This is a genomic window from Vibrio mexicanus, assembly GCF_001012815.1.
Classification (GTDB): Bacteria; Pseudomonadota; Gammaproteobacteria; order Enterobacterales; family Vibrionaceae; genus Vibrio; species Vibrio mexicanus.
In genome coordinates, this window is sequence record NZ_JYJP01000054.1 from 59,404 (window position 1) to 83,155 (window position 23,752).

General features: G+C 46.0%; 19 protein-coding genes and 5 pseudogenes. 3 read left to right on the forward strand and 21 right to left on the reverse strand.

Annotated elements, in window-relative coordinates; all coding sequences use genetic code 11:
• Nucleotides 1-780 precede the first annotated feature (780 nt).
• From UA76_RS08525 to UA76_RS08610, 21 genes and pseudogenes are all read right to left on the reverse strand, one after another.
• Nucleotides 781-1,305: a P-loop NTPase family protein gene (locus UA76_RS08525; protein WP_047044910.1), complete on the reverse strand. Its 525-nt coding sequence runs from the start codon at nucleotides 1,303-1,305 to the stop codon at nucleotides 781-783.
• Nucleotides 1,306-1,508: 203 nt separating this feature from the next.
• Nucleotides 1,509-2,681, reverse strand: a complete 1,173-nt coding sequence (locus UA76_RS08530) for an MFS transporter (protein ID WP_047044913.1) — start codon at nucleotides 2,679-2,681, stop codon at nucleotides 1,509-1,511.
• Between the two features lie 384 nt (nucleotides 2,682-3,065).
• Nucleotides 3,066-3,395, reverse strand: coding sequence for an AzlD domain-containing protein (locus tag UA76_RS08535; protein ID WP_047044916.1), 330 nt, complete (start codon nucleotides 3,393-3,395; stop codon nucleotides 3,066-3,068).
• Nucleotides 3,395-4,129, reverse strand: coding sequence for an AzlC family ABC transporter permease (locus UA76_RS08540; RefSeq protein WP_047044917.1), 735 nt, complete (start codon nucleotides 4,127-4,129; stop codon nucleotides 3,395-3,397). Before UA76_RS08540 ends, UA76_RS08535 begins: the two co-directional genes overlap by 1 nt.
• A 69-nt stretch (nucleotides 4,130-4,198) precedes the next feature.
• The gene (locus UA76_RS08545; RefSeq protein ID WP_047044920.1) at nucleotides 4,199-5,062 is read right to left on the reverse strand and encodes an AraC family transcriptional regulator; all 864 of its coding nucleotides are present in this window, start codon (nucleotides 5,060-5,062) and stop codon (nucleotides 4,199-4,201) included.
• A gap of 257 nt (nucleotides 5,063-5,319) precedes the next feature.
• Nucleotides 5,320-6,252: pseudogene (locus UA76_RS08550) on the reverse strand (aminoimidazole riboside kinase).
• Between the two features lies 1 nt (nucleotide 6,253).
• Nucleotides 6,254-7,327 (reverse strand): alpha-amylase family protein, encoded by a 1,074-nt coding sequence (locus UA76_RS24565; RefSeq protein ID WP_238322232.1) that lies wholly within the window; start codon nucleotides 7,325-7,327, stop codon nucleotides 6,254-6,256.
• Entirely contained in the window at nucleotides 7,288-8,211 is a 924-nt protein-coding gene (locus UA76_RS24570; protein WP_238322233.1) for an alpha-amylase family glycosyl hydrolase, read from the reverse strand. The genes UA76_RS24565 and UA76_RS24570 overlap by 40 nt, the downstream gene beginning before the upstream one ends.
• Nucleotides 8,205-9,686 (reverse strand): glycoside hydrolase family 32 protein, encoded by a 1,482-nt coding sequence (locus tag UA76_RS08560; protein WP_047044923.1) that lies wholly within the window; start codon nucleotides 9,684-9,686, stop codon nucleotides 8,205-8,207. The genes UA76_RS24570 and UA76_RS08560 overlap by 7 nt, the downstream gene beginning before the upstream one ends.
• A gap of 139 nt (nucleotides 9,687-9,825) precedes the next feature.
• Nucleotides 9,826-10,893 carry an OmpG porin family protein gene (locus UA76_RS08565; RefSeq protein ID WP_047044927.1) on the reverse strand — a complete coding sequence of 356 codons (1,068 nt, stop codon included), beginning with the start codon at nucleotides 10,891-10,893 and terminating at the stop codon, nucleotides 9,826-9,828.
• Nucleotides 10,894-11,072: 179 nt separating this feature from the next.
• Nucleotides 11,073-12,205: pseudogene (locus UA76_RS08570) on the reverse strand (ABC transporter ATP-binding protein).
• Between the two features lie 93 nt (nucleotides 12,206-12,298).
• The gene (gene pgmB, locus UA76_RS08575; protein WP_047044930.1) at nucleotides 12,299-12,910 is read right to left on the reverse strand and encodes a beta-phosphoglucomutase; all 612 of its coding nucleotides are present in this window, start codon (nucleotides 12,908-12,910) and stop codon (nucleotides 12,299-12,301) included.
• Nucleotides 12,911-12,934: 24 nt separating this feature from the next.
• The gene (locus tag UA76_RS25620; protein ID WP_420340908.1) at nucleotides 12,935-13,201 is read right to left on the reverse strand and encodes a glycosyl hydrolase family 65 domain-containing protein; all 267 of its coding nucleotides are present in this window, start codon (nucleotides 13,199-13,201) and stop codon (nucleotides 12,935-12,937) included.
• A gap of 6 nt (nucleotides 13,202-13,207) precedes the next feature.
• A pseudogene (locus UA76_RS24580) lies at nucleotides 13,208-15,243 on the reverse strand (glycoside hydrolase family 65 protein); the annotation flags it as partial.
• 18 nt (nucleotides 15,244-15,261) lie between these two features.
• Nucleotides 15,262-16,680 (reverse strand): carbohydrate ABC transporter permease, encoded by a 1,419-nt coding sequence (locus tag UA76_RS08585; protein ID WP_047044932.1) that lies wholly within the window; start codon nucleotides 16,678-16,680, stop codon nucleotides 15,262-15,264.
• On the reverse strand, nucleotides 16,673-17,767 hold the full coding sequence (locus tag UA76_RS08590; RefSeq protein WP_047044935.1) for a carbohydrate ABC transporter permease: 1,095 nt from the start codon (nucleotides 17,765-17,767) through the stop codon (nucleotides 16,673-16,675). Before UA76_RS08590 ends, UA76_RS08585 begins: the two co-directional genes overlap by 8 nt.
• Nucleotides 17,768-17,779: 12 nt before the next feature.
• Complete coding sequence (locus tag UA76_RS08595) at nucleotides 17,780-19,018, reverse strand: extracellular solute-binding protein (protein WP_047044937.1); 1,239 nt, start codon at nucleotides 19,016-19,018, stop codon at nucleotides 17,780-17,782.
• A gap of 294 nt (nucleotides 19,019-19,312) precedes the next feature.
• Nucleotides 19,313-19,435 carry a hypothetical protein gene (locus UA76_RS25185; RefSeq protein WP_272946011.1) on the reverse strand — a complete coding sequence of 41 codons (123 nt, stop codon included), beginning with the start codon at nucleotides 19,433-19,435 and terminating at the stop codon, nucleotides 19,313-19,315.
• Between the two features lie 5 nt (nucleotides 19,436-19,440).
• Nucleotides 19,441-20,289, reverse strand: coding sequence for a LacI family DNA-binding transcriptional regulator (locus UA76_RS08600; RefSeq protein ID WP_238322236.1), 849 nt, complete (start codon nucleotides 20,287-20,289; stop codon nucleotides 19,441-19,443).
• A 195-nt stretch (nucleotides 20,290-20,484) separates the two neighbouring features.
• A pseudogene (locus tag UA76_RS08605) lies at nucleotides 20,485-21,017 on the reverse strand (GNAT family N-acetyltransferase).
• A 47-nt stretch (nucleotides 21,018-21,064) separates the two neighbouring features.
• A complete protein-coding gene (locus tag UA76_RS08610; RefSeq protein ID WP_047044940.1) occupies nucleotides 21,065-21,481 on the reverse strand; it encodes a GNAT family N-acetyltransferase in 417 nt (138 codons plus the stop codon).
• Nucleotides 21,482-21,746: 265 nt separating this feature from the next.
• On the opposite strand from UA76_RS08610, the gene UA76_RS08615 reads away from it, so the two are divergent.
• From UA76_RS08615 to UA76_RS08625, 3 genes and pseudogenes are all read left to right on the forward strand, one after another.
• Entirely contained in the window at nucleotides 21,747-23,207 is a 1,461-nt protein-coding gene (locus UA76_RS08615; RefSeq protein ID WP_047044943.1) for a hypothetical protein, read from the forward strand.
• A gap of 142 nt (nucleotides 23,208-23,349) precedes the next feature.
• Complete coding sequence (locus UA76_RS08620) at nucleotides 23,350-23,538, forward strand: hypothetical protein (protein WP_157617606.1); 189 nt, start codon at nucleotides 23,350-23,352, stop codon at nucleotides 23,536-23,538.
• A 2-nt stretch (nucleotides 23,539-23,540) separates the two neighbouring features.
• Nucleotides 23,541-23,752: pseudogene (locus tag UA76_RS08625) on the forward strand (hypothetical protein); the annotation flags it as partial.

Consider the following 23,752-nt stretch of genomic DNA (forward strand, 5'->3'; position numbering starts at 1 on the left):
TTAACATTTATTTATCATTTAACTTATGTATCATTGAGTTGCGATAATAAAATTTGGGTAACTTTATACACATATATACTCAATTAGAAAACCAAAAGCTCAAAATTAATAATTAAATTTATAACTTGATCGACTTGTTATTTTAAACCCACATTAACATGATGGAATAATATAACCACAACAAAAGAAGGCCTTTATTCCCCATTTCGCCCATCAATAAAATTTAATCATTTATAAACAACAACTTACCAATATCAATGTTATAAAAAACAATAAACCGCTTACTTAATAAGGTTTATATTTTCATATATACACTTTAATCCATACAATGTTAGTAAGGTTATTAATCTTAATTTAAATTAATTCACTATATTTATTGTGGTAATTTCATCACTTGTTATTTCCTTTCAAATTAATAACCAAACCACAATCTTTAATAAGCGGACTTTGTAAGCATTTGATATATTTCTAGTCTAATTCTTACGTAAAAATGACACATATTTGACCAGTCAACTCAACTGTTGCCTAGCGCTAAAAAGCCACCTACTTTTTCAGGGGTTATGTATTTTGTTACAGAATCGTTAGAGCGATGCATTCTAATCTGACTTAACAGTCAGGTTGCCAAAATGTTAATACTTGCTTTTATCTCATTGGGTAGCTACGGCGCCTCAATCAAGCTAGATTCACCGCGCTTCAGTGGAATAGTTTAAGAAAAGTAAACCTCTGGCTCGCAACAGAAGCTCACCAGAGGCTGTAAATATGGGCTTAAGCGGCGATGGCTCATCGCCCTTGTTTGACAATATTTTCAACAAATCGATCTAATTGTGCCGCGTTTTTTATCACGTGCACCTGTTTGGTCTTACTCAGCTCCTCCAAACGCTCTGCAAACTCCGCATTCCAAAAGGTTGGGCTCAGCTTCAGAAATCGATAGCTCTGTAAAGTTCCTTTCAATACGTTACTGCCCTCTGGCCAACCTTCTGGATGGACAAATAGAGATTTCAGCAAACGCTTGGTGACGAACCAGTAACTGGTCAGGTAAGGGAGATCGATATAGATAAGGGTGTCAGCCGCTTCTAAACGTTGTTGGAAAAGGCCAAGCGGACCTAACCCCTCAATGACCCAACTGGGCGTGGCCAACATATCATCGTGACTAGATTGAAGTGCTTCCCTCGTTAGAGGCTCACCATTAGGGGCGAAGACAAGCGTATCGAGAGGGTGAAGTGGCACGTCTAACGTACTAGCAAGCTTCTTACTGAGAACGGATTTGCCACTACCAGGCTTACCAAAAACCGCGACTTTTTTCATGTTCAACTCCTTGAAAGGTTTTTCAAAAGGAGGAAAAACAAAACCCACCTTTTGAGGTGGGTTGATAAATCTTTGCGAAAGCGCTATCCCACCACTCTAACGAGTGATGATAATCTGTTGGGTGAAGGTGGCGCGTTTACTTTTCATACAGTCATATGACCAGTTACTCATACCCATGTCAACGGGTATTCAGCAAACAATGCTTAATTTTCCACCGCCAACTGTGTGTGTCGCTTGTATCTGACAGAAAATATCAAAAGTAAGAATGAGAGCAACGCACACACGGCGCCAAACTTCAAACTGAACGCCAAATCGAAGTAACCCGACAATCCAAACACTAACGATCCGACGCCCATACCAAAGCGAATCAAATTATTGTACACCGTACTCGCGTAACCTAATCGGGTTTCAGTCAGTGATTGGTAGTAAGCTAGGCCTGCGCTGGAATTGAGCGCCACAGCCAAAGCCGCCAACGGTACTAGGAAATAGATAGTAAGGTAGGATTGTGCGAACACGACACCTGTGAGGTATGCACACAGCACCACCGATGCTAGCACCACCAAGTTGAGGCTCCCTGCCCGTTTGATCAAATATCCACACAAGATGATGGCAGGAACTTCGATTAAAGCAGTTAGCGAGAAAACGCCGCCCACCGAAGCTTCCGACTCACCGAGCACCTCTACCATGTAGATCGGAAATGCCAACATGTAAGCATTGAGCGCGAGATAGAACAAACAAAAACCCAAGCTCACCAATACCACATTGGTTGTCCAAAATGGCACGTCGTCTCTCTCTTGTTCCGCTTCTTGAGCCTCATCATTCGTGCACTCTCTCACGTCGGCAATCATGGTAAAGCTGAGTAGCAGCACACATAAATACATCCCCGCCGAAATCATAAACGCCGTTGAATAGTCGACAAACGAAACCACACTAAATGACAGTGGAGGGCCAATCACCCAAGCAATCGAAATCATCGCCCTCGCCCAAGACATAAACACATCACCTTTGTCGCCTCGGTAAGACTCTCTCGCATAGGCAAACAGCTGAGGCGCAACAGCGATAGCAAAACTCACGCCTAAGAATCCTGTCGTAATGATCACATAGAGGTTTGTGGAGTAAGCAAAGACAAACATAGACACCACGCCCATCGCACTTAAACCTCGAATGAGAGGCAGTCGACTCACTTGTTTATCGGAATACGTGGCGACTCGCTGGCTCAAAAAGATACTCAGAACAGTACTAAGGAAAAAGTAAGCCCCAACGTATTGGGATGGCACATCCATCTTAGTCACAAGATACAAACTCTGCAACGGGGCAAAAAAGGTCGCTGCTAGTCCAGTGAGTAATATTGAAGCAAGTAAGATAATCGAATTCATAGGCTCTCCATGTCGATGAATGAGGCCAGCCGAAAGCAATCTAAGGGAGTAGAAAAACAGGAATTAAAGCAATCAAAGAGAAGCTAAACACGCCATATCAATGAATGAAACCTATGAAACATCGCCCCTTTAGGCTGACACTATTTCTTAGGTAATGACACTCAACAATACGACTCAACTCATTAAATTCATTACATATTTAGATTTCAGACTAGCACTTAACCTTAACGGAGTGTTTATCATTGCTGACAAAATAATTGGTCAAACCTTATGTATCGAGTGAGATCACACGAGTCGAGCCTTATATTGACATTTTAATCTTCATGCAACTAACCAAACTACTATCATATACATACTCAGTCATAAACACATAGACGCTCGTACTTAGATCTTTGACAAAACCTGAAGCAGACCAAACACGCCCATTCCAATCGTCACGACAACGAGTGTATTTTTTACTTTCGCCGCGACCAACAAAGTAAGGAGCCCTGCATACAAAAAAGGACTTGTGACAAATTCATCTTGAGTCGTTTGATGTCCGAAAAAAACGATTGGTACCCACATTGCGGTCAGTACCGAAGGTGCGGTGTATTCCAACGCTTTACGCGCTTTATCACTTAATACAATTGGACACTTACGCATTAAGAACAGGTATCGGCAACTAAATGTAATCGCGGCCATCAAGAAAATTAAACCATAGATGTTCACGCTCATTATTTTTTCTCCCAACTCTGAATGAGATAGCCCGCCGCCATACCCGTCACGGTTGCGACAATCAGCGACATCTCAAAATCAACCATCTCTAACAAGAGCATAGTCAGGCCACTTGCCACGACTGAAATCAACAGTGATAAGTTTTTAATCAACGGAATCACAATGGCAATGAAAGTCGCCGCGATGGCAAACTCCAATCCAATATGTTCTAAACCCTCGATATAACTGCCTAGCATGACACCGGCAAACGTAGACAAATTCCACATGAGATAAAACACTACCCCAGTACTGAGCGCATACAAGTAGCTAAACCGTTTATACCTATCCATATAGGACTCAGTAAGGGCAAACATTTCATCTGTGAGGAAAAAAGCAAAACCGACTCGCTTATACCAAGGCAGTGTGCGAATTCGGTTTTGAAACACAGCTGAATAGAGCAAATGACGTGAGCTAATCACAAAGGTCGATGAGAGAATCGGCAAGTAACCACTTGCTGCGCCAACCAGTGACAACGAAGACAGCTGCGCTGCTCCGGCAAATACCAGTAAAGACATCAGCTGGGCTTGAAGCGATGTAAGGCCAACTTGAATGGCGATTGAGCCACACAACACTCCCCAAGGCGCGACAGCAATACATAATGGAAGCACATCCAATGTTGCTCGCGCTATCAATGTGGATGAAGAAGGGGAAGATGAAATGGGAATGGTAATGTCTGGTTGAAGTCTATTTTTCATGGTCTAGCTCTTATTAACTCTGTTTTTAATTTTGTACTAATGAGTCTTTAGGCTAGGCAATGAGTGGGGTTAGTTCTTGTACGAACTTGCTTGCTGCTGAAAGCGCTTGGGAGTCGTCCCCAAGGCACGCTTAAAGTGTCTGGTTAAGTGGCTTTGGTCGTGAAAGCCGCAGTCGGTAGCGGTGTCTGCAATCGAGGTTCCCGCCTTCAATAATACTTTGGCTTTAAGCAGTCGAGCTTGCACTTGGTAGGCATGAGGAGAGATGCCAAACGCCTTCCCAAACTGGCGAACAAAGTGGAACTTTGTGCACCCCGCAATTTGAGCTAAACGCTCTAGGCTCACATCATGTTGCGGGTATTCGTCTAGATATTCCTTCGCCATTTGCAACCCTTTCTGACTGGTGGTTTTGTCCTTGGGAATATCGATAGTGCGGCCATACTGCGTCGCCAGTGACATTAAAGTGCTGTAGAGTAGGCTTTCCACCAGCAGCTTAGGCGCATTGTTCTCAATTTGATCAAAGATCAGCCGCAGTTGGTCTGCCAATCGAGAATCATTAATCACGGAATCTTTGAAATAAGGTGTCAGTTTGGTGCTACCAAGCAAATCTTGCGATATGCGTTCAAAGTGCTCTGGGGTTGGGTAAATCGCCTTGTATTTCCACCCATCGACGGTTGCCGATTCACCGTTATGAACGTCATCGGCATTGACCAAAATAATGCTGCTCTCCCCTGCGATATGGTTCGAACCACTTCGAAAGAAACGTTGCGCTCCTTCTTCAATCACACCGATGGTGTAGCCCTCATGTACATGCTTGGAAAACGACTGTTTCTCATATTCCGCCGACACAATTTCAATGCCTTCTAAGGCACTCGATACTGTGTATTTGGCTTTTTCATTACTCAATGGCTTCCCTTCCCGACTTAACACAACCATCATACGTCCAAGCGTTTTTTGTACAAAATTGCTGTTCTACGCGGCGTTATTTTCAAGCTAATCATTCATAACATAAATTAATCTAGAATGCTCACAACCTTTGTCTACGGTTCACAACATTCCGTCGGCATCCTGAAACTAAAACGCTGAAAGCAAAAAGGCCAATGAACGCTTTGAGTGTTCATCGGCTATAAAGTTTGAAATAATGATTTTACTTGGCTGGCTAACTCACTGAGCTAGCTATCTAACCGAGAGCGCTAGATATGCTGCTTAAGCACTTCTAGGCTTGGCAAAGCGTCATGGCTCCTTTCTCGGTCGTCACCAATGCGCCGCAGGTATTGCCATAAGCCACAGCCTGTTCAATGGCCTGCCATGTGCGCCATTCATCTTGGCTCGCTAAGTAAGCTAAAACACCCGACACAAACGCATCCCCTGCCCCAGTCGTATCCACTGGCGTCACTTTGATGCCGGAGAGCACTCGACCTTCGCCATTAAAGTGGACGTATGCGCCCTTCGCCCCCAAAGTGACAATTGCAAGGACTTGTGAGCCCAAATTAAGGTGCGACAAGCCCTCTTCAATGCCAGATTGACCTGTCAGGAATTCCAGCTCTTCTTCAGAGAATTTGAGCACATCGGCGAGCGCTACGGCTTTTAACACCGTCGGCTTAATCTCACTTGGATCTGCCCACACTTCATCTCGCAAGTTAGGATCAAAGCTGACAAAGCCGTTAGCAGCTTTCAAGGTATTCATTGCCGCGAAAGTCGTTGAGCGGCTCGGCTCGTTTGCCAGTGCAATCGAGCAGCTGTGAAGCCACTCGCCTTGATTGAAATTAGGCAGATCCGATTCAATAAGGAACTGGTCCGCACTCGGCTTCACCATAAAGGTAAAGCTTCGCTCGCCAGAGTCATCCAAATCAACAATCACAGTGGAAGTACGCTGCTGATCATCCAGAACCATTTGATCTGTACTTACACCCTCAGATTGAAGCGTCGACTGCATAAAAACGCCCCAATGGATCTTGCCCTGCTCGGCCGATAAAAGCCGCGTCTCCTTGCAAACGCGCGATGCCCACTGCAACGTTTGCTGGCGCACCACCAGGGCATTTTAAATAGCTCGCTTCACCATCTGGGATGAGATCGACAACGGCATCACCCGTCACCCAAACTCTGCTTGAAATACGCTTAGTCATACTATTTGCCACCTTCGCTCAGCTCTAACCAAAGCACATCGTAAGCAGATAGCTTTAGCAGGTCGCCAGTTACAGGATTACCCGTCAGCTTATCTATCACTTGGCCTTGTTTTGTTGCTTGCTCATTATCGCCATGCAAGATATCGCAAATCGAAACTGGCAAAGTTTGCATATGCTCGCTGAAGTTACAAATTGCTAGCAGCTTACGGCCATTTCCATGTTCGCGGCAATACGCAAACAGATGAGGACGATAGGTTTCTAGAATCTGTGTTTTCGCGACACCAAACACTTCGTTGGTTTTGCGCAGTTTGATCATCTGGTTAAGATCAGAATGCACACGATTTTGGTAAGTACCCAGAGTATTAGCGAGCTCAATCGAGTCTTGTGTGATTGCAGGTCGATTCACCCAACGCGCATCATCGCGTTTGAACTCGTCTTCAAGGTAACTATGATCGTTTAAGACGCCTAGCTCATCGCCTTGATAGATAAGCGGAATACCGCCAATACTCAGGTTAATGCTGTTAAGCAAGCGAATCCGTTTAAGCGCGTGTTCAATCGCGGTTGAATCATCTGTGTTGATGGCTTTTTCAAGCCCAGCCAAAGACGCCAACGAGCCGCACACTCGGCAATCACCTGTAGTTGGGTTCTCTTGGAACGGCACACCTTGCGAGAACGAACCATCAAACTTTCCGGTATAGAACTGATTTAAGAATCGACGATGTTCAAAGCCATTAATGCCTTGCTGATCAGCAATCGCGTCGTCAAATGTCCAGCCAATATCATCGTGACAACGAATATAGTTCACCCATGAACACTCGTCGGAAATCTCAAAACTTTTCTTCAAAGAGGCGGTTAATAGCTTGGTTTCGCGTGTGGCTAAACTTTCCCACATTAGTGCCATCATTAGTGGGTTGTATGACAGCTGGCACTCTTCTTTGTCGATGTACTGCGCCACTTCATCTGGGTGAACAATCGCTTCAGATTTGAATAGCACGGCTGGCGCGGCGATTTGCAAACAGGTATTGAAACACTGAATCAGCGTGTGCGCTTTGGGCAGGCTTTCACACTGGTCCATTTCTCTTTCCAGATAAAGGCCAACGCATCTAAACGTAACCCTTCACAACCAATATTGGCAAGGTACAGCATCTCATCAGTAATGGCGTTAAATACCGCTGGGTTTGAGTAGTTCAAATCCCACTGGAAGCTGTTGAACGTGGTCCAAACGTGTTTTTCAACATCATCCAGATAGGTAAAGCTGCCGCGGCGCACAGTTGGGAAGATCTCACGACACGTTTGATTGTACTCATCCACCTCTTTTTGATCGGTGAAGAAGTAATAGAAATCTTCAAACTCTGGGTTACCTTTGCGCGCCTCGACGGCCCACTTATGCTCATCCGAGGTATGGTTGAACACGAAGTCCAGCACCAAGCTGATGCCTTCATCTGACAAGGCTTCCGCAAGCTTGGCGAGATCTTTCTCTGTCCCCAATTTCGGATCAACCTTGCGATAATCCGATACCGCATAACCGCCATCGCTATCCCCTTCTGGCGCTTTATACAGCGGCATAAGGTGCAGGTAGTTGATACCAAGCGACTTAAGATACGGGATCTTCATCTGCAGCTTTTGCAAGTCACCTGCAAACAAGTCAACGTAAACCGCCATACCCAGCATCTTCTCGCTTCGGTACCAAGTCGGATCTTTCAAGCGTTTCTCATCAAGGTTCTTCCACTTGCGCTTACGGCCAGCAAAGGCTTTCGCCAATACAACGACCAGCTGTTGCAGGTGTAGGAAAAAATCGTAACGTTCGCCATAAAGCGTATGCAGCTGCCCGACTAGCGATGGGAAGTGATGCTCTAGGCGCTCTAGAAATACTTTTTCGTCTTTTTTGGTTAGCTTTGGTAGCTCAATCGAATCAAGCACCTGATTTAGGGCCTTCTCAGTTTGTTGTTGGGTTAACATGATGTGTCTCCTGCCACGCTAAATACTTCAACATTACTCAGACCTAAAGTGCCGCTATCCACACTCAGTGCCACACTTGCTTGAGTTTCTTGGGCGTAAACCAGATTGGTAAAACTGAATTCACCGCCATTAATCACAAGCTCAACCGAACCTCGGTCAATCAGCACTTCAACCTGAAACTCGGTGTTAATTGGCAGCGTCACTCGATAGTCGTGCGGAAAATGAACATCAATTCGCTCAGTGCCAAATTGTCCACGTCGAACAGACCGAATTTCAACACCCTCTTCAACGCTCTTGAACTCGAAGTATGCCGGATTGTCTTGATAAAGATTCAGATGCAAAGCTTGCTCGCAATCTAAATGAACTTCTGCGCTGAACTTCATCACATCTTGCTGACTGTAAATGAGGATCGCTTGCTCATCGGTTGGTTGTGGCTCTTTTGAATCTAGACTTAACGCCCTATTAAGCTCTCTAACAAATCGTTGGCCTACGCGAAGTCCTGCCTTACTTTCAAATAGGAAAAGTTCGCGTGGCATCGCCATTGAACTGCGAAATGCTTGTGTTGGTAGTTCAAGCGAGTATTGGTGATTGCTCATCCAAGTGCTGACAATACGACGGCCATCTTCACTTGGGATATCAGAGAAGGATTGAGTCGCGTAGTAATCGCGGCCGAAGTCGAGCCAAAGTACCGCCTCTGGGTGATTGTGATTCACGAAGGTTTCGCCATCGAAATCACCAATGAAATATTGCGTACCGGCTCCGCCACAGTGAGCGCCTTCGCCAATTCCGACCACCAGCACCCAACGTGTCTCGTCTGCACCTTCAATCGGCAGTTCAAACAGGTCAGGGCACTCCCACGGGCCTTTGCTGTGCGCACCGTGTCGGTAGCCAAATTCGCTCACTAATCGCCAATCGAGTAGATTGGTCGAACGGTAAAACTCAATATGCTGACCACAAGACACCACCATTACCCACGCTTGGCTTTGCTCATGCCAAAACACTTTAGGGTCACGGAAGTCGGGATTGCCACGCGCTGCGATGATTGGCGCGCCGCTTTGATATTTTTTCCACGTGATGCCATCTTGGCTGTAGGCCAAAGACTGCTGCTGAATCGGGTCTTCGACCTCAGAACCGTCAGCCAACGTTACTTTAGGCTGAATGAAAGAGGTATAGAACGCCAGTAAACCCGGCTTGCCGTTTTCAAATAGGCCGGACGTGTTGTGCCAATCGACAATCGCGCTGCCAGAAAAGCACATTCCTGAATCGTCTGGGTACAGCGCCGGTTCTAGCTCGTGCCAATCAATTAGATTGGTGCTGACCTTATGACCCCAATGCATTGGTCCCCAAACGGTATCGCTGGGATAGTATTGATAAAACTGGTGGTATTGGCCTTGGAAATAAACCAGACCATTTGGATCGTTCATCCAACCTGTATCTGGCGTCATATGAAGATATGGACGGTATTTTTCTGTCATGATGAGTTCGTTCAAGTAGGTAAAGTCACTGGGTTTGCCAATTTAGCGGTAACAGGCAAACCCAGACACTCTAAAAGTGTTTGAGCCTCTTCGCTTTTGAACTTCGAGTTAGAAGGCGAAGAGGCAACATTAGGTCGAATTAGAAGTTGTAGTTAATGCCTGCAATGAATAGAGGGATGTAACCGTCAAACTGGTCTTTGTTAGGGCCTGAAGAGAACTTGATGTCTTTGTAGCTCACTTCACCGAACATGCTCCAGCTCTTGTTAATTGAGTAGTTAGCTGAAATACCAAGCTTATTGTAGTCTTCCGTCCAAACGTGCGCGCCAGTATTGGTATCTTCTTTCTCTAACTTACCGAACTCACCCCAAAGCGATGCCGACGCTCTGCCCCAGCTGTACCAGATGCCCGGTTTGATGAATTGCTCAGTTTCAGTTTCACGCGTGTTAGCGCTGTTCTCTAAAGAAAGTTTACCTTGCTGTAGACGTAGGTTTAGCCATACACCCGAGTTATCCGAGATTTGGTAACCGATGCCCGGCTCGATCTCCCAGTATGGGAACTCACCTTTAAATTTGTCTGATACTACGTTGCCTTCGTCATCCACGCTCAGCTCTGTACCCGCACCACGCTTGTATTCCACATGGTATAGCGCGTATCCATTGAAGCTTAAAGAGTCTGTTAATCGGTAAGAACCGAAGACCTTTACGCCAGGCTGAATACGCTCGTCGATACTTTCCATCGCAAGCTTACCGCCAAGACCAATCGTACCGCGCTCAAAGCTGAATGCTTTGTTCGCCCAAATTTCTTGTATAGCGTTTACACCACGGTTGTAACTCGCATGTTTGGTGTTGCCGTTAAACAGTTCTTCACGGCCAGAGTAGAAACCGAAATCCCAGCCCGGTAGGTTATCATGTCGAAAGCTACCTTGAGCTAGCGTGTATTTCAGCTTACCTTCATTGACACCGTCGTCGCGGATTACGCGCTCAAGTTCCATGTTGGTACCGATGTTGCCGTGAAAACCGCTTTCTTCGGCTGCAGGTGCATTAAGAGCAGTAAGAAGCTCCGCGGTTGAGTAAGTCTCTTTCAGCGCTTCCAGTTTAGCATTGAGATCTTCTGTCGTTCGCTCTTTTTCTGCCATATGCTCAGCAAGAGCTAGAGGGGAAACAAGCAAGCTTAATAGGACGGAGGATGCCACTACTGTTTTTTTCATGATTATTACCTTATTATCACAGTGTTACTGTGCCCTAACGGGCTATAAAATGCCTGCTGCAACAGGCGTTAGAAGTACGCAGAATTTGGGCTGCAACCCGAATTCAAAGCGCAGTAATCCTAAGCCCGCCGCGATAGCGGGCTTTTTTAATTATTTTGATTATGTTGTTGAGCTAAGCGTTAGCTAGCTTGTCTTACCGATGGCGGCAAAGTGATTAGGTCGTTCAATGACATACCGCGCTGGTAAGCTGTACCTTTGCTATCAAATAGGTGACACTTCTCGGCGGGAATGCGGATGTTCAAGCGTTGGCCGACTTCCACTTTCACTGTACCCGGAACGCGAACCAACACTTCCTGACCACCGCGCACAAGTGTGGTGTAAAGAAGAGATTCAGTACCCAAGCGCTCAAAGCCTTCCACGATGACACCCACACCTTCTTCATCGAGGTGGATATCTTCAGGGCGAATGCCCAATGTCATCAATGCACCTTGTGTTGCACCTTTTGCGTTAACGTCGGCTTGGAATGTGTAGTCGCCGATTCAACCGTTGCTTTCTCGTCACATGCCGAAACCAGAGTTGCAGGAAGCAGGTTCATTTTTGGAGAGCCAATAAAGCCTGCGACGAAAAGGGTTTGTGGGAAATAGTAAAGCTCAAGTGGCGAACCCACTTGCTCAATTGCGCCATCACGTAGCACCACAATTTTATCAGCCAGTGTCATTGCTTCTACTTGGTCGTGCGTGACGTAGATAACCGTTGATTTTAGCTTCTGGTGATACTCCGCCAATTGAAGGCGCATGCGAACACGTAGCGAAGCATCTAAGTTAGATAAAGGCTCATCCAATAGGAACAACTTAGGGTTGCGCACGATTGCACGGCCGATAGCCACACGTTGGCGCTGACCGCCAGACAGTTGACTTGGTTTTTGTTTCAGCAGGTTTGTCAGCTCTAGCATCTCTGCCACTTGACGCACTGCTGAATCGATTTCTTCTTTGCCTTTTTTCGCCAGTTTTAGGCCAAAAGCAATGTTCTCAAAGACCGTCATATGCGGGTAAAGCGCATACGATTGGAACACCATACCAATACCACGGTCGGTTGGAGATAGGTTATTCACCACTTCTCCGTCTAAACACATCTCCCCTGATGAAATCTCTTCCAAGCCTGCCACCATGCGAAGCATAGTTGATTTACCACAGCCTGATGGGCCAACGAATACTGTAAATTCACCGTCTTCAATGGTCAGGTTGGCATCCTTGATGATATGGGCACCATCTGGATAAATTTTGTTGATGTTCTTCAGTTCTAAACGTGCCATTGTTCTACCTTAATAATTCTTGGTGGTTGTGGGCAGTGGCTTTCACCACCGCCCATCACTCTTCTTATGCTTAACCTAGGATTGCGCCTAAGTTCATGCCTTTAGTGTCGTCGAAACGCCATGTTGCGTGGCCAACTCGGTCATCAGGCCGATGCCAACAACACGCATACCCGCTTCTTTCGCCGCATCAACGCCGGCTTCTGCATCTTCAACCACGATACATTCGTCAGCGTTGACTCCAACTTGACCTGCTGCGTGAATGAATACGTCTGGCGCAGGCTTAGAGCGGTTCACCGACCAACCGTCACCAATCGCATCAAACAGCGGCGTTAGGCCAAGACGATGCAAAATTGGACGAGCATTCTTACTTGCTGACGCCAATGCCACTTTAATGCCACGCGCGTTTAGCTCTAGTAGGAACTGCTCAATACCTGGCAACACATCTTTTGCGGTAATAGAGCTTAGAAGATCAACGTAGTAGTCGTTTTTGCGCTTCATTAGCTCGGCGAATTTCTCTTCGCTGATTTCTGCACCATCAAGAATGATGTTCAGAGACGCTTGACGAGAAACGCCACGTAGCTGCTCGTTGATTTCACGGTCGAAGTGGTAACCCTCTTCGTCGGCCATACGTTGCCAAGCTTGGTAGTGAAGCTCAGCCGTGTCTGTGATTACGCCGTCTAGGTCGAAAATAAACGCCTTACACATTGAAAGTCACCTCAGTTGATTCGATTACTTTTGCTCGCCTGCAACTTCAATGTTTAGTGCTTGGCCATTAAATTCAGGACGCTCAATGCGAACTTGCTCTTGGTTAACCGTCACTTCCAGGCGCTCACCTTGCCAGTAGATTGGGAAGTTTAGGCTATCCCACTCTTTTGGTAGGTTCGGGTTGATACGTAGGTTGCCACCTAGCATACGAACACCACCGAAACCGTAAACCACACACTGCCACATGCCGCCGATAGACGCCGCGTGAATACCGTGGTCAGAACTCTTCATGTTCTGGCCGATATCGATAGATGCCGCTTGTTGGAACAGGTCGTAAGACAGCTCAGGGTTGCCCACATCTGATGCTAGTACAGAGTGCGTAGACAGACTCAGCGATGAATCGTGAAGTGTCTTCGGCTCGTAGTAGTTCCAGTTTGCTAGCTTAGTTTCAAGGTCGAACTTGTCTTCCTGCTGTAGGAATAGAACCATGATGTCAGCTTGCTTAGAAACCTGCATCTCGTTCACTTGATCTAGGCTGTAGTCTTGGAACAGGCCACCAACGTATGGCTGCTCTTTGTACTTAGTTAGGTCGATGATCTCTTTCTGTAGGTAAGTATCGTCCTGAGGGATGATCTTATCTTCTTCACGCGGCTGTGGTAGGTAGATGTCATCAACGCGCTCTAGCCACATCTTACGAGCTTCAACTAGGTTCAGCTTGTCAGATAGCTTAGCCAGTAGCTCTGGGTTAGACGCTTCTAGATCTTCGTAGTAACGAATCGCTAGCTTGATGTTTTCTACCGCCATGTAGTTAGTGAATGCGTTGTTATCGATGTGCTCTTTGTACTCATCAGGACCGATAACGTTGCAGATACCCCACATATTACGATCTTCTAGCCACTCTAGACGCTCGTCCAGAACGTTGCTGTGTCGAACATGATCTCGTAGCCCATGTCATCCATGAACTTCTGATCGCCTGTGATTTGGTAGTACTGCCACAATGCGTAAGTGATATCACACGTGATGTGCTGCTCGATAAAGCCAGACCAGATCTTAGTCGACTTACCTGTAATGATATCGACCGCGCCCCATACTGGCGTGACTTCTTCACCTGTTAGTGCCGATTCCCATGGGAACTGCGCACCAAGGTAGCCGTTGTCTGCTGCTTTCTTACGTGCGCCACCTAGCGTGCGGAAGCGGTACTCTAGTAGGCTACGAGCCACTTCTGGCATTGTGTAGATGAAGAACGGAAGCATGAAGACTTCTGTATCCCAGAACGAGTGACCTTTGTAGCCTTCGCCAGACAGACCTTTCGCACCGATACCGAAACGAGAATCGTGCATTGGTGTGAAGATGTTCAGTTGGTACTGAGCAAAACGAATCGCCAGTTGGTCAAAGTCGTTACCACCGATAGTGATATTCATACCAGCCCAACGCTTGTCCCATTCAGCCGCGCTGTCTGCAAGTAGCTCGTCGAAGCTGCGGTCTGCGTTTGCTTTAAGGTCGGTTAGTGCGTGGTCACGCAGTGCTTGAAGCTCGTAGTCTTCTACGTCGAACTGCTTGTCGCGAGATGTGTGTACTACACCCACTTTCTCAGTACCGAATGTGTCGCCCGCTTTCAGATCGTGGTGGATGTTAAGCCATACTTTACGGCGATCCATCTGTAGGCCTGGGTCGATTTCAGTTTCTTGACCGTTTACAAAGTAACGGTGAGACGTTAGGAATACGAAGTCTACTTTGCTCTCTGTTGTGTGCTGTAGAAGCTCAATGAATCGCTTATCATAGATACGCTTTTCACCTTCGTGGAAGTGCTGTGCACCCGAGTTTGAAAGTTGCGCATCCACACCAGAGCGGATTTCAATCTTCGCATCGCTGTTCACAGCCTTAACTTGAACATCGAACGCCATTAGATGAAGGTTTGCTTGCGAGAAGAAGCGGCGGAAGCGCATCTCGAAGCTCTTACCTTCTGTGTTTGTCCACGTGAACTCACGGATAAGTTCACCGTTTTTCACGTTTAGACGACGAGAGTAGTTGCTTACTTCACCCGTTTCTAGGTGGAAGCGACGACCATCGATGAAGATTTCGATAGCGCTCATATCTGCCGCGTTTGGCAGCTCTGTTACTTCATCTTCATCAAACTTGTTGTATGTACCCGCAACGAAAAGGTTGCGAACCTGTCCCACGTATTTTTCTTCCGTTGAGCTACGTGCGCCCATGTAGCCATTTCCTTGGCTCATTACTACTTCACATTTACCTTGGAATGCTGAGTCAAATGCCGTCTCTTCAACGATCCAGTTTTTAAGTTCGCCTTGACCAGCAGTGTAATTCATTAACATCTTAAATATCCCCGAGAATTAACCTTTAACAGCGGAAGAAATATCGTTACCAACGAAGTAACGTTGAAAAACCATAAACACAATGAGTACTGGGATTGTCGACAGGAATGCTCCCGCCAATATCAGGTTCCAGTCACCTGCTACGCCATAAGCGTTACGTAAACTCAATAGACCAACGGGTAGCGTGAACGCATCTGCTGGACTATTTATCACCACCAGCGGCCAGAAGAAGTCGTTCCAAGCACCTTGGAAACCAAGGATTGTTACCGACAAGATGGCTGGCTTAGCCAATGGCATAAACACTTTCCACAAAATCACCGCTGGGCTTGCGCCATCGACAATCGCGGCCTCTTCCAGCTCTTTTGGTATGTTTTCAAAGAACTGCTTCATAATAAGAACTTGCCCGGATGCCACCACGGCAGTTATCACGGCCCAAGGCGTATTCAGTAAGCCAATCTCTCGATAAATCAGGTAGTTCGAGATAAAGGTCACTTGCCCTGGAATCATCATGCTAAACAACATGAAGGCAAATACTGCACGTGCTCCAGTGAACTTCAGTCTTGCTAGGGCGTAACCCGCAGTACAGGCAAAGAACAGAGTTAAAATCACTTTACCAATCGCAATGACAAACGAGTTGATGGTCCAGCTCATGAATAAGCTCTTGCCGGTATCAAGACTTACCGATTCGGTGTAGACGCGAACGTAAGACTTAAACACGTAACCAATCAAACCCGGTGCGGCGTTGTCCCATGCAGCAACTCGGCCACGACGCTCCATCTTGCTTGGTGCAAGTGTGCTGTCGATTAGAATCTGGCCGCGCGGTGCTTCTACTGTTAGCGGTAGCGTTGCCACCTCTGGCCCTTCACCGTCGTACTTGATGGTGAATGCCCACGTTTGGCTGTGACCGGTTTTTTCAATTTCGCGACGACCGCGGCGCTCAATGAACGTCACCTCTTCGTTGCTATCCACCAGCTTTGGCTCAGATACCACAGCGTAGTCTGATGCAAAGTCAGTGACCGTCGCAGCAGCCATACCGGTACCAGGTCGGCGACGCGGTACTTCAATCGTTGGTACTGCTAGCTCTTTGCCCTCTTCAACCGCGTAAGTCACGGTGAAGTCGACCTCGGCACCCGGAGCAAAGCCACCAAACATAGGCGCATCATTACCCTGTTTACCAAGTTGGTAAGCAGCGCCCCAGTTGCTTGGTTGAACCTGAGCAAAACTAAACTTAAATGGCTGCTCAAGTGGGTCATCTTTCAAACTCGCTAGGAATGCAACAACGAACGTACCTAACATGATGGTGGCAATAGCCAGTAGCGCGGTGTAAACCCAAGCCACTTTTGCCCAGCGGCGGCGTGCTTGGAACTTAGCGACCTCAGCCATTGATGCCATAGGTTTTTCGTCTAGCTTTTGAGTATTGGTCATTGAGTTAGCCATCTGCTTTCTCCTTAATACCGAAGATTTTTTGCAGGTAAACCACGGCTAATGTAATGGTTGCCAAAATGAGTGCTGCTGCGCTTGCCATGCCGATTTGTGGCGTGCCACCCGGTGGGAAGGCGTTGTGGTAAACGTAGTAAGCCAGCGTAATACGTGATTCCAGCGGTGCTGCTGAACCCAACAGTGCGACTTGGTCGAACATTTGCAGTGTGCCGATGATTGAGAAGGTCACAACAACGAATGTCACGGGCGCAAGTTGAGGAATCGTAATGTTCCAGTGCTGTTGCCACTTGTTCGCGCCATCAATATGCGCCGCTTCATAAAGTTCTTCTGGGATACCTTGTAGGCCCGCTAAGAAAAGCAGCATGAAAGTTGGAATCGTGGTGTAGATGTTCTGAATCACGATAGCCCACAGCGTAAGCGGCATTGGCCCAACATGGTCACGTGTATTTAACCAGTTCACCTCAACAACAGCGTCTGTTACCGACACCCAGCCCATCGCGCTTGCCACGAATGTTCCCACAGCAGCTATGATGAAAGACAGAATCGCCCATGCCGGGTCAAACCAACTTACCGGTAAGCCTTTCAAACGATCTTTAGTCACTAGTACAAACTGAGTTGCCATTGCAATCAACACAAAGCAGCTAAGATGCGGGAAGTGATTCACCACGTCCGTAACAAAACCATTTAAGTAGCCATTCTTTTGGTAGAACCAAATGAAGATCAACGTAACGGCTGCACTCGACAAAATACTCGGCAGGTAAAAAGCTGTTCTAAAGAAGCTTTTGGCTCGAATCTTCGAATTCACCAAGATGGCTAAACCAAGCGCTAAGACCGTTTGAATACTGGTTACAATAAGAGAGAACCAGATTGTATTTGCCAGCGAAAGTAAAAACAGATCATCTGAAAGCAGGGCTTTAAAGTTACCCAAGCCTACCCAAACAGCTTCTGAAAACAGATCGTATTCCGTGAAACTGAAATAGACCGTTCTGACTAATGCATAAAGGAAAAAGATTACCAACGTCAGTACAAATGGCCCTGCTAAGAGCCATCCGTAGACTTGTTGGCGTAAACGTAAAGAGTTCATCCAACGCCCCGTTTAGTTTACTGTTAGAGCGTTATAACGTTCCTGAGCCATTTTAATCGCTTCTTTCTGCGACATCTGACCCAGTAGAACTGAATTTAACGCTTCGTTAATTGGGGTCATCCATGCTGTACCGTAATCACCAAACGCGAAAGGCTCTACATTTCCGTTGAGAGCGCCATCAAAGACTTGTTTGGCTAGTTCACTTTCTGAATCTTGCTGAGCGAAGAATTCAGACTCGCCTAAAGCTTCACGACTTGGCAGTGCTAAACCAGAATCCAAAACCCATTCTTGAGCCTTCTGACTAGTTAGGATCTCTACCGCTTTTTGCGTCGCTTCGATGTTCTTACCATCGGCGTTTACGCCCCAAGCAACCGTGAACAATAAGTTGCCGCGCTCGCCACTAACAGGGTCAGTAGGCATAAGCGTTGTGCCGTAAGGCAAGTTTGGCGCTTTGTCGCGCAGGTACCCGCTGATCCAGTTACCCTCTAGTGCTACTGCTGTTTCTTCAGTGCCAAAACAGCCGCCGCCCCATCCTTGACCAAGATCTGTCGCCAGAATGCCCACTTTATCTTCCGTCACAAGACCTGTGTAGAAGTTAAACGCGCGCTCGAAGTTCTCATCTAGAATCGTTTGGCCATCTTCATTGAAAGGCTTCCAACCCGTTGCCAATGCGAAAGGTGCGAAACGTGCGTAGTCAGGCATTACGCAGATTCCAGAAACTTCGTCACCCAATACTTCTTTCACTTCAAGAAGCTTGGTACGCAAGTCTTCCCATGAATCATCGTTTGTTGGGTAGTCAACTTCAGCGTCATCGAAGATATCTTTGTTAAATTGAAGCGCGATGGTGTTGAAGTCTTTCGCCACGCCGTATTGCGCGTCTTTAAGCGTAAATGCGCTATTTAGACTTGGAATTAGTTCATTTGATAGCGTGTTAAGGTCTGCACTGTTCGGTGCTACCTTTCCTGAGTTAACTAACGTGTTAGCAAAGACTACATCAATGTAGAAAGCGTCTGGTGCAGTACCCGCAGAAAGCGAGTTGGTGATGAATTGTGAGAAGTCCCCTTCAATTGCTTGATATTTTACGTCTAGTCCGGCTTTAGTGAAATCTTCAGCAAGTACATCATTAACGAGATTGTTCAATACAACGACATCGTTTCCACCCCAACCAGCAATGTTTACCTCAGTGGTAGCGAAAGCATTTGCAGACAGGCCAGCAGCGAGTAGGGATGCTGCTAATATTGTTTTTTTCATGTTGCCCCGATTCCTTCATTTCAAAACTTACGGCGATTATGCACACTTTACGTAAGCGCTTACGTTATATTGATCACATTTCTTTTCAAGTACGTAAATGCGTATGTCATTTTAGTGATCAATCACCCAAAATTGCCTTAAATAGCGTTTTTTTACCTAAAATTGACCTTCTTATGTAGAAATATAGATAGTAAACGTTCTCAGCACTGAGTAATTGCGAACATTTACGTAAAAAAAAGGCATGCTTTGCGCATGCCTTTATAAAATCTGATTGGTTTTACTATTTTTAGCTGATTAGCTGGTTTCGCCTAGCTTTAATGAAACAGGAACCACCGAGCCAACGGGCTTCTCACCTAATATCGCTTGCTCTAATAGTTTGGCGACGCCCTCTGCCAGCTTATCGGCGTCTTGGACCACAGTTGTTAGCTCATTAGAAATACCTGGCAGGCCGTCATAGCCACTACAGAGAAGGAATCTGGCAGCTTGTAACCTCTGTCTTTGAGGGCTGCTATCACACCTAATGCTGTCTCATCACACTCACACACAAAGCCTTGGTAGGATTCCAACTCTTTCTGATCGAGATTGATAAAGTAACGATAGGCAGCAATCTCGCCAAGTGGCTCTGACCCTGTTCTAAGCTCGCGAACTGGCAGAGCATTACTTGCCATCACCGACATATAACCTTGGTGGCGGAACTGATAACCGTCGCCGTAAGTGGTTGGTGTAACGAAACAAATATCCGTTAAGCCTTTGTCGACTAAGTGCTGCGTTGCTTCGCGGCCACCATTAAAATCATCTGGAGCGACCCAAAATGACCCTTCACTCATACCAATACAAACAAAAGGCAAGCCATTGTCTTTACAGGCTTTAATGCGTTCATCGTCGGCAGTAATGCCGAGTAAAATAGCGCCACCAACTGACTCTAGATCTACATCACCAAAGCTTACAGGCAGTAGGTTTCGGCCTGACTTTCGAATCGCAGACGACAAAGAAGGCCACAACATTCCTAGATAGCGCGAAGCATAGAAATCAAGGGGGCCTAATGAAATAGCGATGGTATTCTTATGACTTCCCGTTAGCTCGCGAGCAGACGTACTTGGTACGTACCCTAGGTCCTTGCAGATATCGAGAATCTTTTTACGTGTTTTTTCGCTAATCCCTGGCTTATTGTTGAGCGCTCGACTGACAGAAGCTATTGATACCCCAGCTATTTTAGCAGCTTCGTTAATAGTCGCTTTCTTCAGTTCGGCGTTTGTTTTCGGTGCTTTCACCTGTTTCTCCACAACAATTACGTAAATTTTACGTAAGATTATCGACCTTTTGCGCTAGAAAGCAAGTAATAACGATGAGCACAGTGCGATTTTCTTCAAGATTTTAGCGTTTTCACGTCTACTAACTGGCTGATATTACGCAATTTATAACGTAAACGTTACGAAAAATTTCAACCAGTTCGCTTTACTTGGGCCTTACGCAGTCCATTCGCTTTTTAGCATGGCGAGCACCACTGTGTCCCACCAGCGGCCTTTAAAAAACGATGCTGTTTAAAATGCGCTTCTTTACGCATCCCTAGTGCTTGACATAGTTTTATCGCAGGTAGGTTCTTACTAATGGTTTCGGCATAAATTCGGTGCACACCAAGATTACGAAAACCATAATCAGCGAGCGCTTTGGCTGCTTCAAGGCTTAATCCATCGCCTTGATGCTCTCTTGCTAGGCCACAGCCCATCGACGCCTGTTTATTCTCCTCCAAACGCAGACATACAATGCCAATAAAGTGCCCCTTGTTTTTACATTCCACCGCTAATTGATAAGAGGTACGTGGCACCTCTTTCGCTTGTTCAATAAACAGGTGCGTCAGTTCGCGATACTTTGATGCTTGGCAATCTTCCTCATCATAGAAGCGTTGATATTTAGGGTCTTGTGACAAAGCGACAAACGCCACTTCATCATCTAAGGTCATATCGCGTATTACCAAACGCTCGGTCTCGATCACAAACATACAAATCCTTTCATGACGACTTCAATCCCCAATAAACTATTATGCTATTACAACTCAACCGACATCTTGAAATACTTAACGCCTGACTTATCAAACTCATCGCCTTCTACTTCAAGCCCAAATCGTTGATAAAAACCAAGGGCACTGGTTCGAGCATCACACCAAAAACGCAACACCTGCTCTGCCTTAAGCTTTGTAATAGCATGCTCAATCACTTTGCTGCCAACCCCCTGCCCTTGGTATTGTGGCAACGTCGCAAACTTTCTTAAGCGAGCCGTGCGCCCATCACAGCTTTCTTTTATATAGATTGAAGCAACACACACTAAGGTTTGATCGACAAAAGCGCCGTAATGGTTGGCGTGCTCATCCCCTTCGACTTTGCAAAATTCGATGGCTTTATCGGGCCATAAAACGGTATGCCTTATTGGAAGGGCGTCTTGCCAAGCAATGGTTTTGATTCGCATGAAACTAGAATGGTAAGAAGACAATGGCCCCTATAGTAATCGCTTGGCGAGTGATTACTACTTTTATGCTCTATTTTGTTGGCAATACTTATGAATTGGTTCAACGCCTGACGTACTTCATAACAATATAACTAATTGGTATCTAATTTGGGCTGTACATTTATTCAACAAAAAATTGATTCAAAACAATAACACTAGAGTTATCACCAACCCGTAAAACTAGCTAGTCAATACTATCTATGGAGTGCCTTTGAAGGAGGAAACAATGAAAACTCTAGTCAAAAAACTACTGCCACTGTTTGTGATTGGAATGATTACAGGTTGTGCCGTCAACGCTTCAAAAGAAACAGGAACAAGCTTCTCTGGCAAGGTTGACTCAATCAAAAGTCAGGTAAACGCCACTCTATTGCTTTGGCGCAATGCAAGGTTCACAAATGGAGGTGTCTATTCTGCATTTTTCGTCAATGATCAGCGGATTGTCGAATTAAGAAGTGGGTTGGTTGAAATCGAACTAGAACCTGGAAGACATGACATCACCTTTGTGATTCCATCCAATTACTTGGAAGCACATCTACTGCCATCAAAAGCTGACAACTCACCATTCGTATGCAATTTAACATCTGAATTTGAACGCGGAAAAATCTACAGTCTCTATTTTGATCAATCGATGAACAATACCGACGCGAAACCTGGCTGCCGACGCTTAAGCAATATCACAGAAGGTATTCTTCCAAACGCTTATGGTCAGACGGAATACCTACCAGATGTCGCTTTGGTTCTAAAAAGGGATGATGCCCCCCAACTAACTACTAACAATCAGCCACAAGCTGCTGAGAGTAAAACGGTAGAGTCACCTGAATCCGACGCGTCAAGTGATAATAATTTGGCTGAAGTCGCTACCCAAACCGCAGCTACTGCATCTACAGCTGCATCCGCGACTTCAAGTACAAAAACACCGATAGTGACTACGGACAATAATAGCCAAGCGGTCGCAGATAGCAGCTCTGCATCTGTAGCGACTAAAGATCCTCAAAGCAGTAATAAGGAGTTTAAACAGATCTCCGAAAGCAATGTAATGGCTTCGGCTAATGAATCTGTAACAAACGATACTCAAGCGAAAGAGAGTCGATCAAGTCAAACTCATAGTAGTACCGCCATTACTGATGGTGGCTACCAATGGAAACAATCTAAAGCAGAACTAGCGCAACTTCCCGAAATGCTCCGTGGCGGATACCCATTATACAATGAGTATTACTTCTATCCCGAAGGTTACTTCTTACGATTATCATGGAGACTAAACTCTCACAGTAATCAGCAAGAAAACGGTTCTATATCAAATGGGGCCTGGAAACTGATAGATAATCAACTGGTCACTCAGGAATACTTGTGGTCACAAGGAAATCGATACGCCTATCGAGAATATATTTTCGATGTAAAACCAGACCAACTTGCCCTAAGTTCTCATACGATATACCACATAAGGGATTCTTCCATGGGGCGTAAAGGGCAATCTGAATCCTATCCAAACGATAAAAACATTTGGATTGCAACCAAAGGCGATGGACCTAGGTTATTTCACGAGTACCTCAACAATGAGTTCAGTGACTTTATTGGAGATTACACTAAGAAGCAGCTCAATGTGGAACTTGCAAAAGAGAAAGCTCAAACACCAACCAAATGGAAAGATAATCAGGCTATCCAGCTTGGCAAACTCGATAGAAGGTAGCAAGTCAATGAGGCGCGATAACGCTCAGTTACCTGTCATCAGTTTAATCCAGATTTAAATCTCGTTTAAACCTAGCACCGAAACCAAGAAACCGCCTATAGTGAGAAATGGGCGGTTTCTTATTTAAATGGTTTCAGTTTTCATGCGGCGTGAACGGCTACAGCTACTTTCGCCTATATTTGGTACTAACGAAGACGGAGAGCTGATTACCAGCAGTCACACTCACAGCATTCGCATTTATCAAAAATACGAACAGACGGGCTTAGACTTGGACGACGAAGGAAGTGAATACCCCATCATGACACCTGTTGACGCTGGTTCGGGGATGTAAAAGTGCGCGAACCAATGCCAGAGCTTTACCAGCACCAGATAGAGCCTAATGCATCGGTAGCGGAGTATTACTCGGAACGCGCCCAACAAGCGAGACTTGAGAGTGAATTTGACCTGCTTCCTTTTGGTGGTAAGTTAATTCAAACTGCCAAAGGCAAAGACGGGATATTTGGAATTGATCGCTTGAAAGATGTAATGACCGAAGTGGCCATTAA

What these genes read in the sequence shown, in the direction of transcription:
- UA76_RS08585 (WP_047044932.1), bottom strand. Translation starts at nt 16,680, where the DNA reads ATGGCTAACTCAATGACCAATACTCAAAAGCTAGACGAAAAACCTATG.
- pgmB (WP_047044930.1), bottom strand. Translation starts at nt 12,910, where the DNA reads ATGTGTAAGGCGTTTATTTTCGACCTAGACGGCGTAATCACAGACACG.
- UA76_RS08590 (WP_047044935.1), bottom strand. Translation starts at nt 17,767, where the DNA reads ATGAACTCTTTACGTTTACGCCAACAAGTCTACGGATGGCTCTTAGCA.
- UA76_RS08615 (WP_047044943.1), top strand. Translation starts at nt 21,747, where the DNA reads ATGAAAACTCTAGTCAAAAAACTACTGCCACTGTTTGTGATTGGAATG.
- UA76_RS08610 (WP_047044940.1), bottom strand. Translation starts at nt 21,481, where the DNA reads ATGCGAATCAAAACCATTGCTTGGCAAGACGCCCTTCCAATAAGGCAT.
- UA76_RS08595 (WP_047044937.1), bottom strand. Translation starts at nt 19,018, where the DNA reads ATGAAAAAAACAATATTAGCAGCATCCCTACTCGCTGCTGGCCTGTCT.
- UA76_RS08530 (WP_047044913.1), bottom strand. Translation starts at nt 2,681, where the DNA reads ATGAATTCGATTATCTTACTTGCTTCAATATTACTCACTGGACTAGCA.
- UA76_RS25620 (WP_420340908.1), bottom strand. Translation starts at nt 13,201, where the DNA reads ATGAAGAGTTCTGACCACGGTATTCACGCGGCGTCTATCGGCGGCATG.
- UA76_RS08560 (WP_047044923.1), bottom strand. Translation starts at nt 9,686, where the DNA reads ATGACAGAAAAATACCGTCCATATCTTCATATGACGCCAGATACAGGT.
- UA76_RS08525 (WP_047044910.1), bottom strand. Translation starts at nt 1,305, where the DNA reads ATGAAAAAAGTCGCGGTTTTTGGTAAGCCTGGTAGTGGCAAATCCGTT.
- UA76_RS08540 (WP_047044917.1), bottom strand. Translation starts at nt 4,129, where the DNA reads ATGAAAAATAGACTTCAACCAGACATTACCATTCCCATTTCATCTTCC.
- UA76_RS24565 (WP_238322232.1), bottom strand. Translation starts at nt 7,327, where the DNA reads ATGGACCAGTGTGAAAGCCTGCCCAAAGCGCACACGCTGATTCAGTGT.
- UA76_RS08565 (WP_047044927.1), bottom strand. Translation starts at nt 10,893, where the DNA reads ATGAAAAAAACAGTAGTGGCATCCTCCGTCCTATTAAGCTTGCTTGTT.
- UA76_RS24570 (WP_238322233.1), bottom strand. Translation starts at nt 8,211, where the DNA reads ATGTTAACCCAACAACAAACTGAGAAGGCCCTAAATCAGGTGCTTGAT.
- UA76_RS08545 (WP_047044920.1), bottom strand. Translation starts at nt 5,062, where the DNA reads ATGGTTGTGTTAAGTCGGGAAGGGAAGCCATTGAGTAATGAAAAAGCC.
- UA76_RS08620 (WP_157617606.1), top strand. Translation starts at nt 23,350, where the DNA reads ATGCGGCGTGAACGGCTACAGCTACTTTCGCCTATATTTGGTACTAAC.
- UA76_RS08535 (WP_047044916.1), bottom strand. Translation starts at nt 3,395, where the DNA reads ATGAGCGTGAACATCTATGGTTTAATTTTCTTGATGGCCGCGATTACA.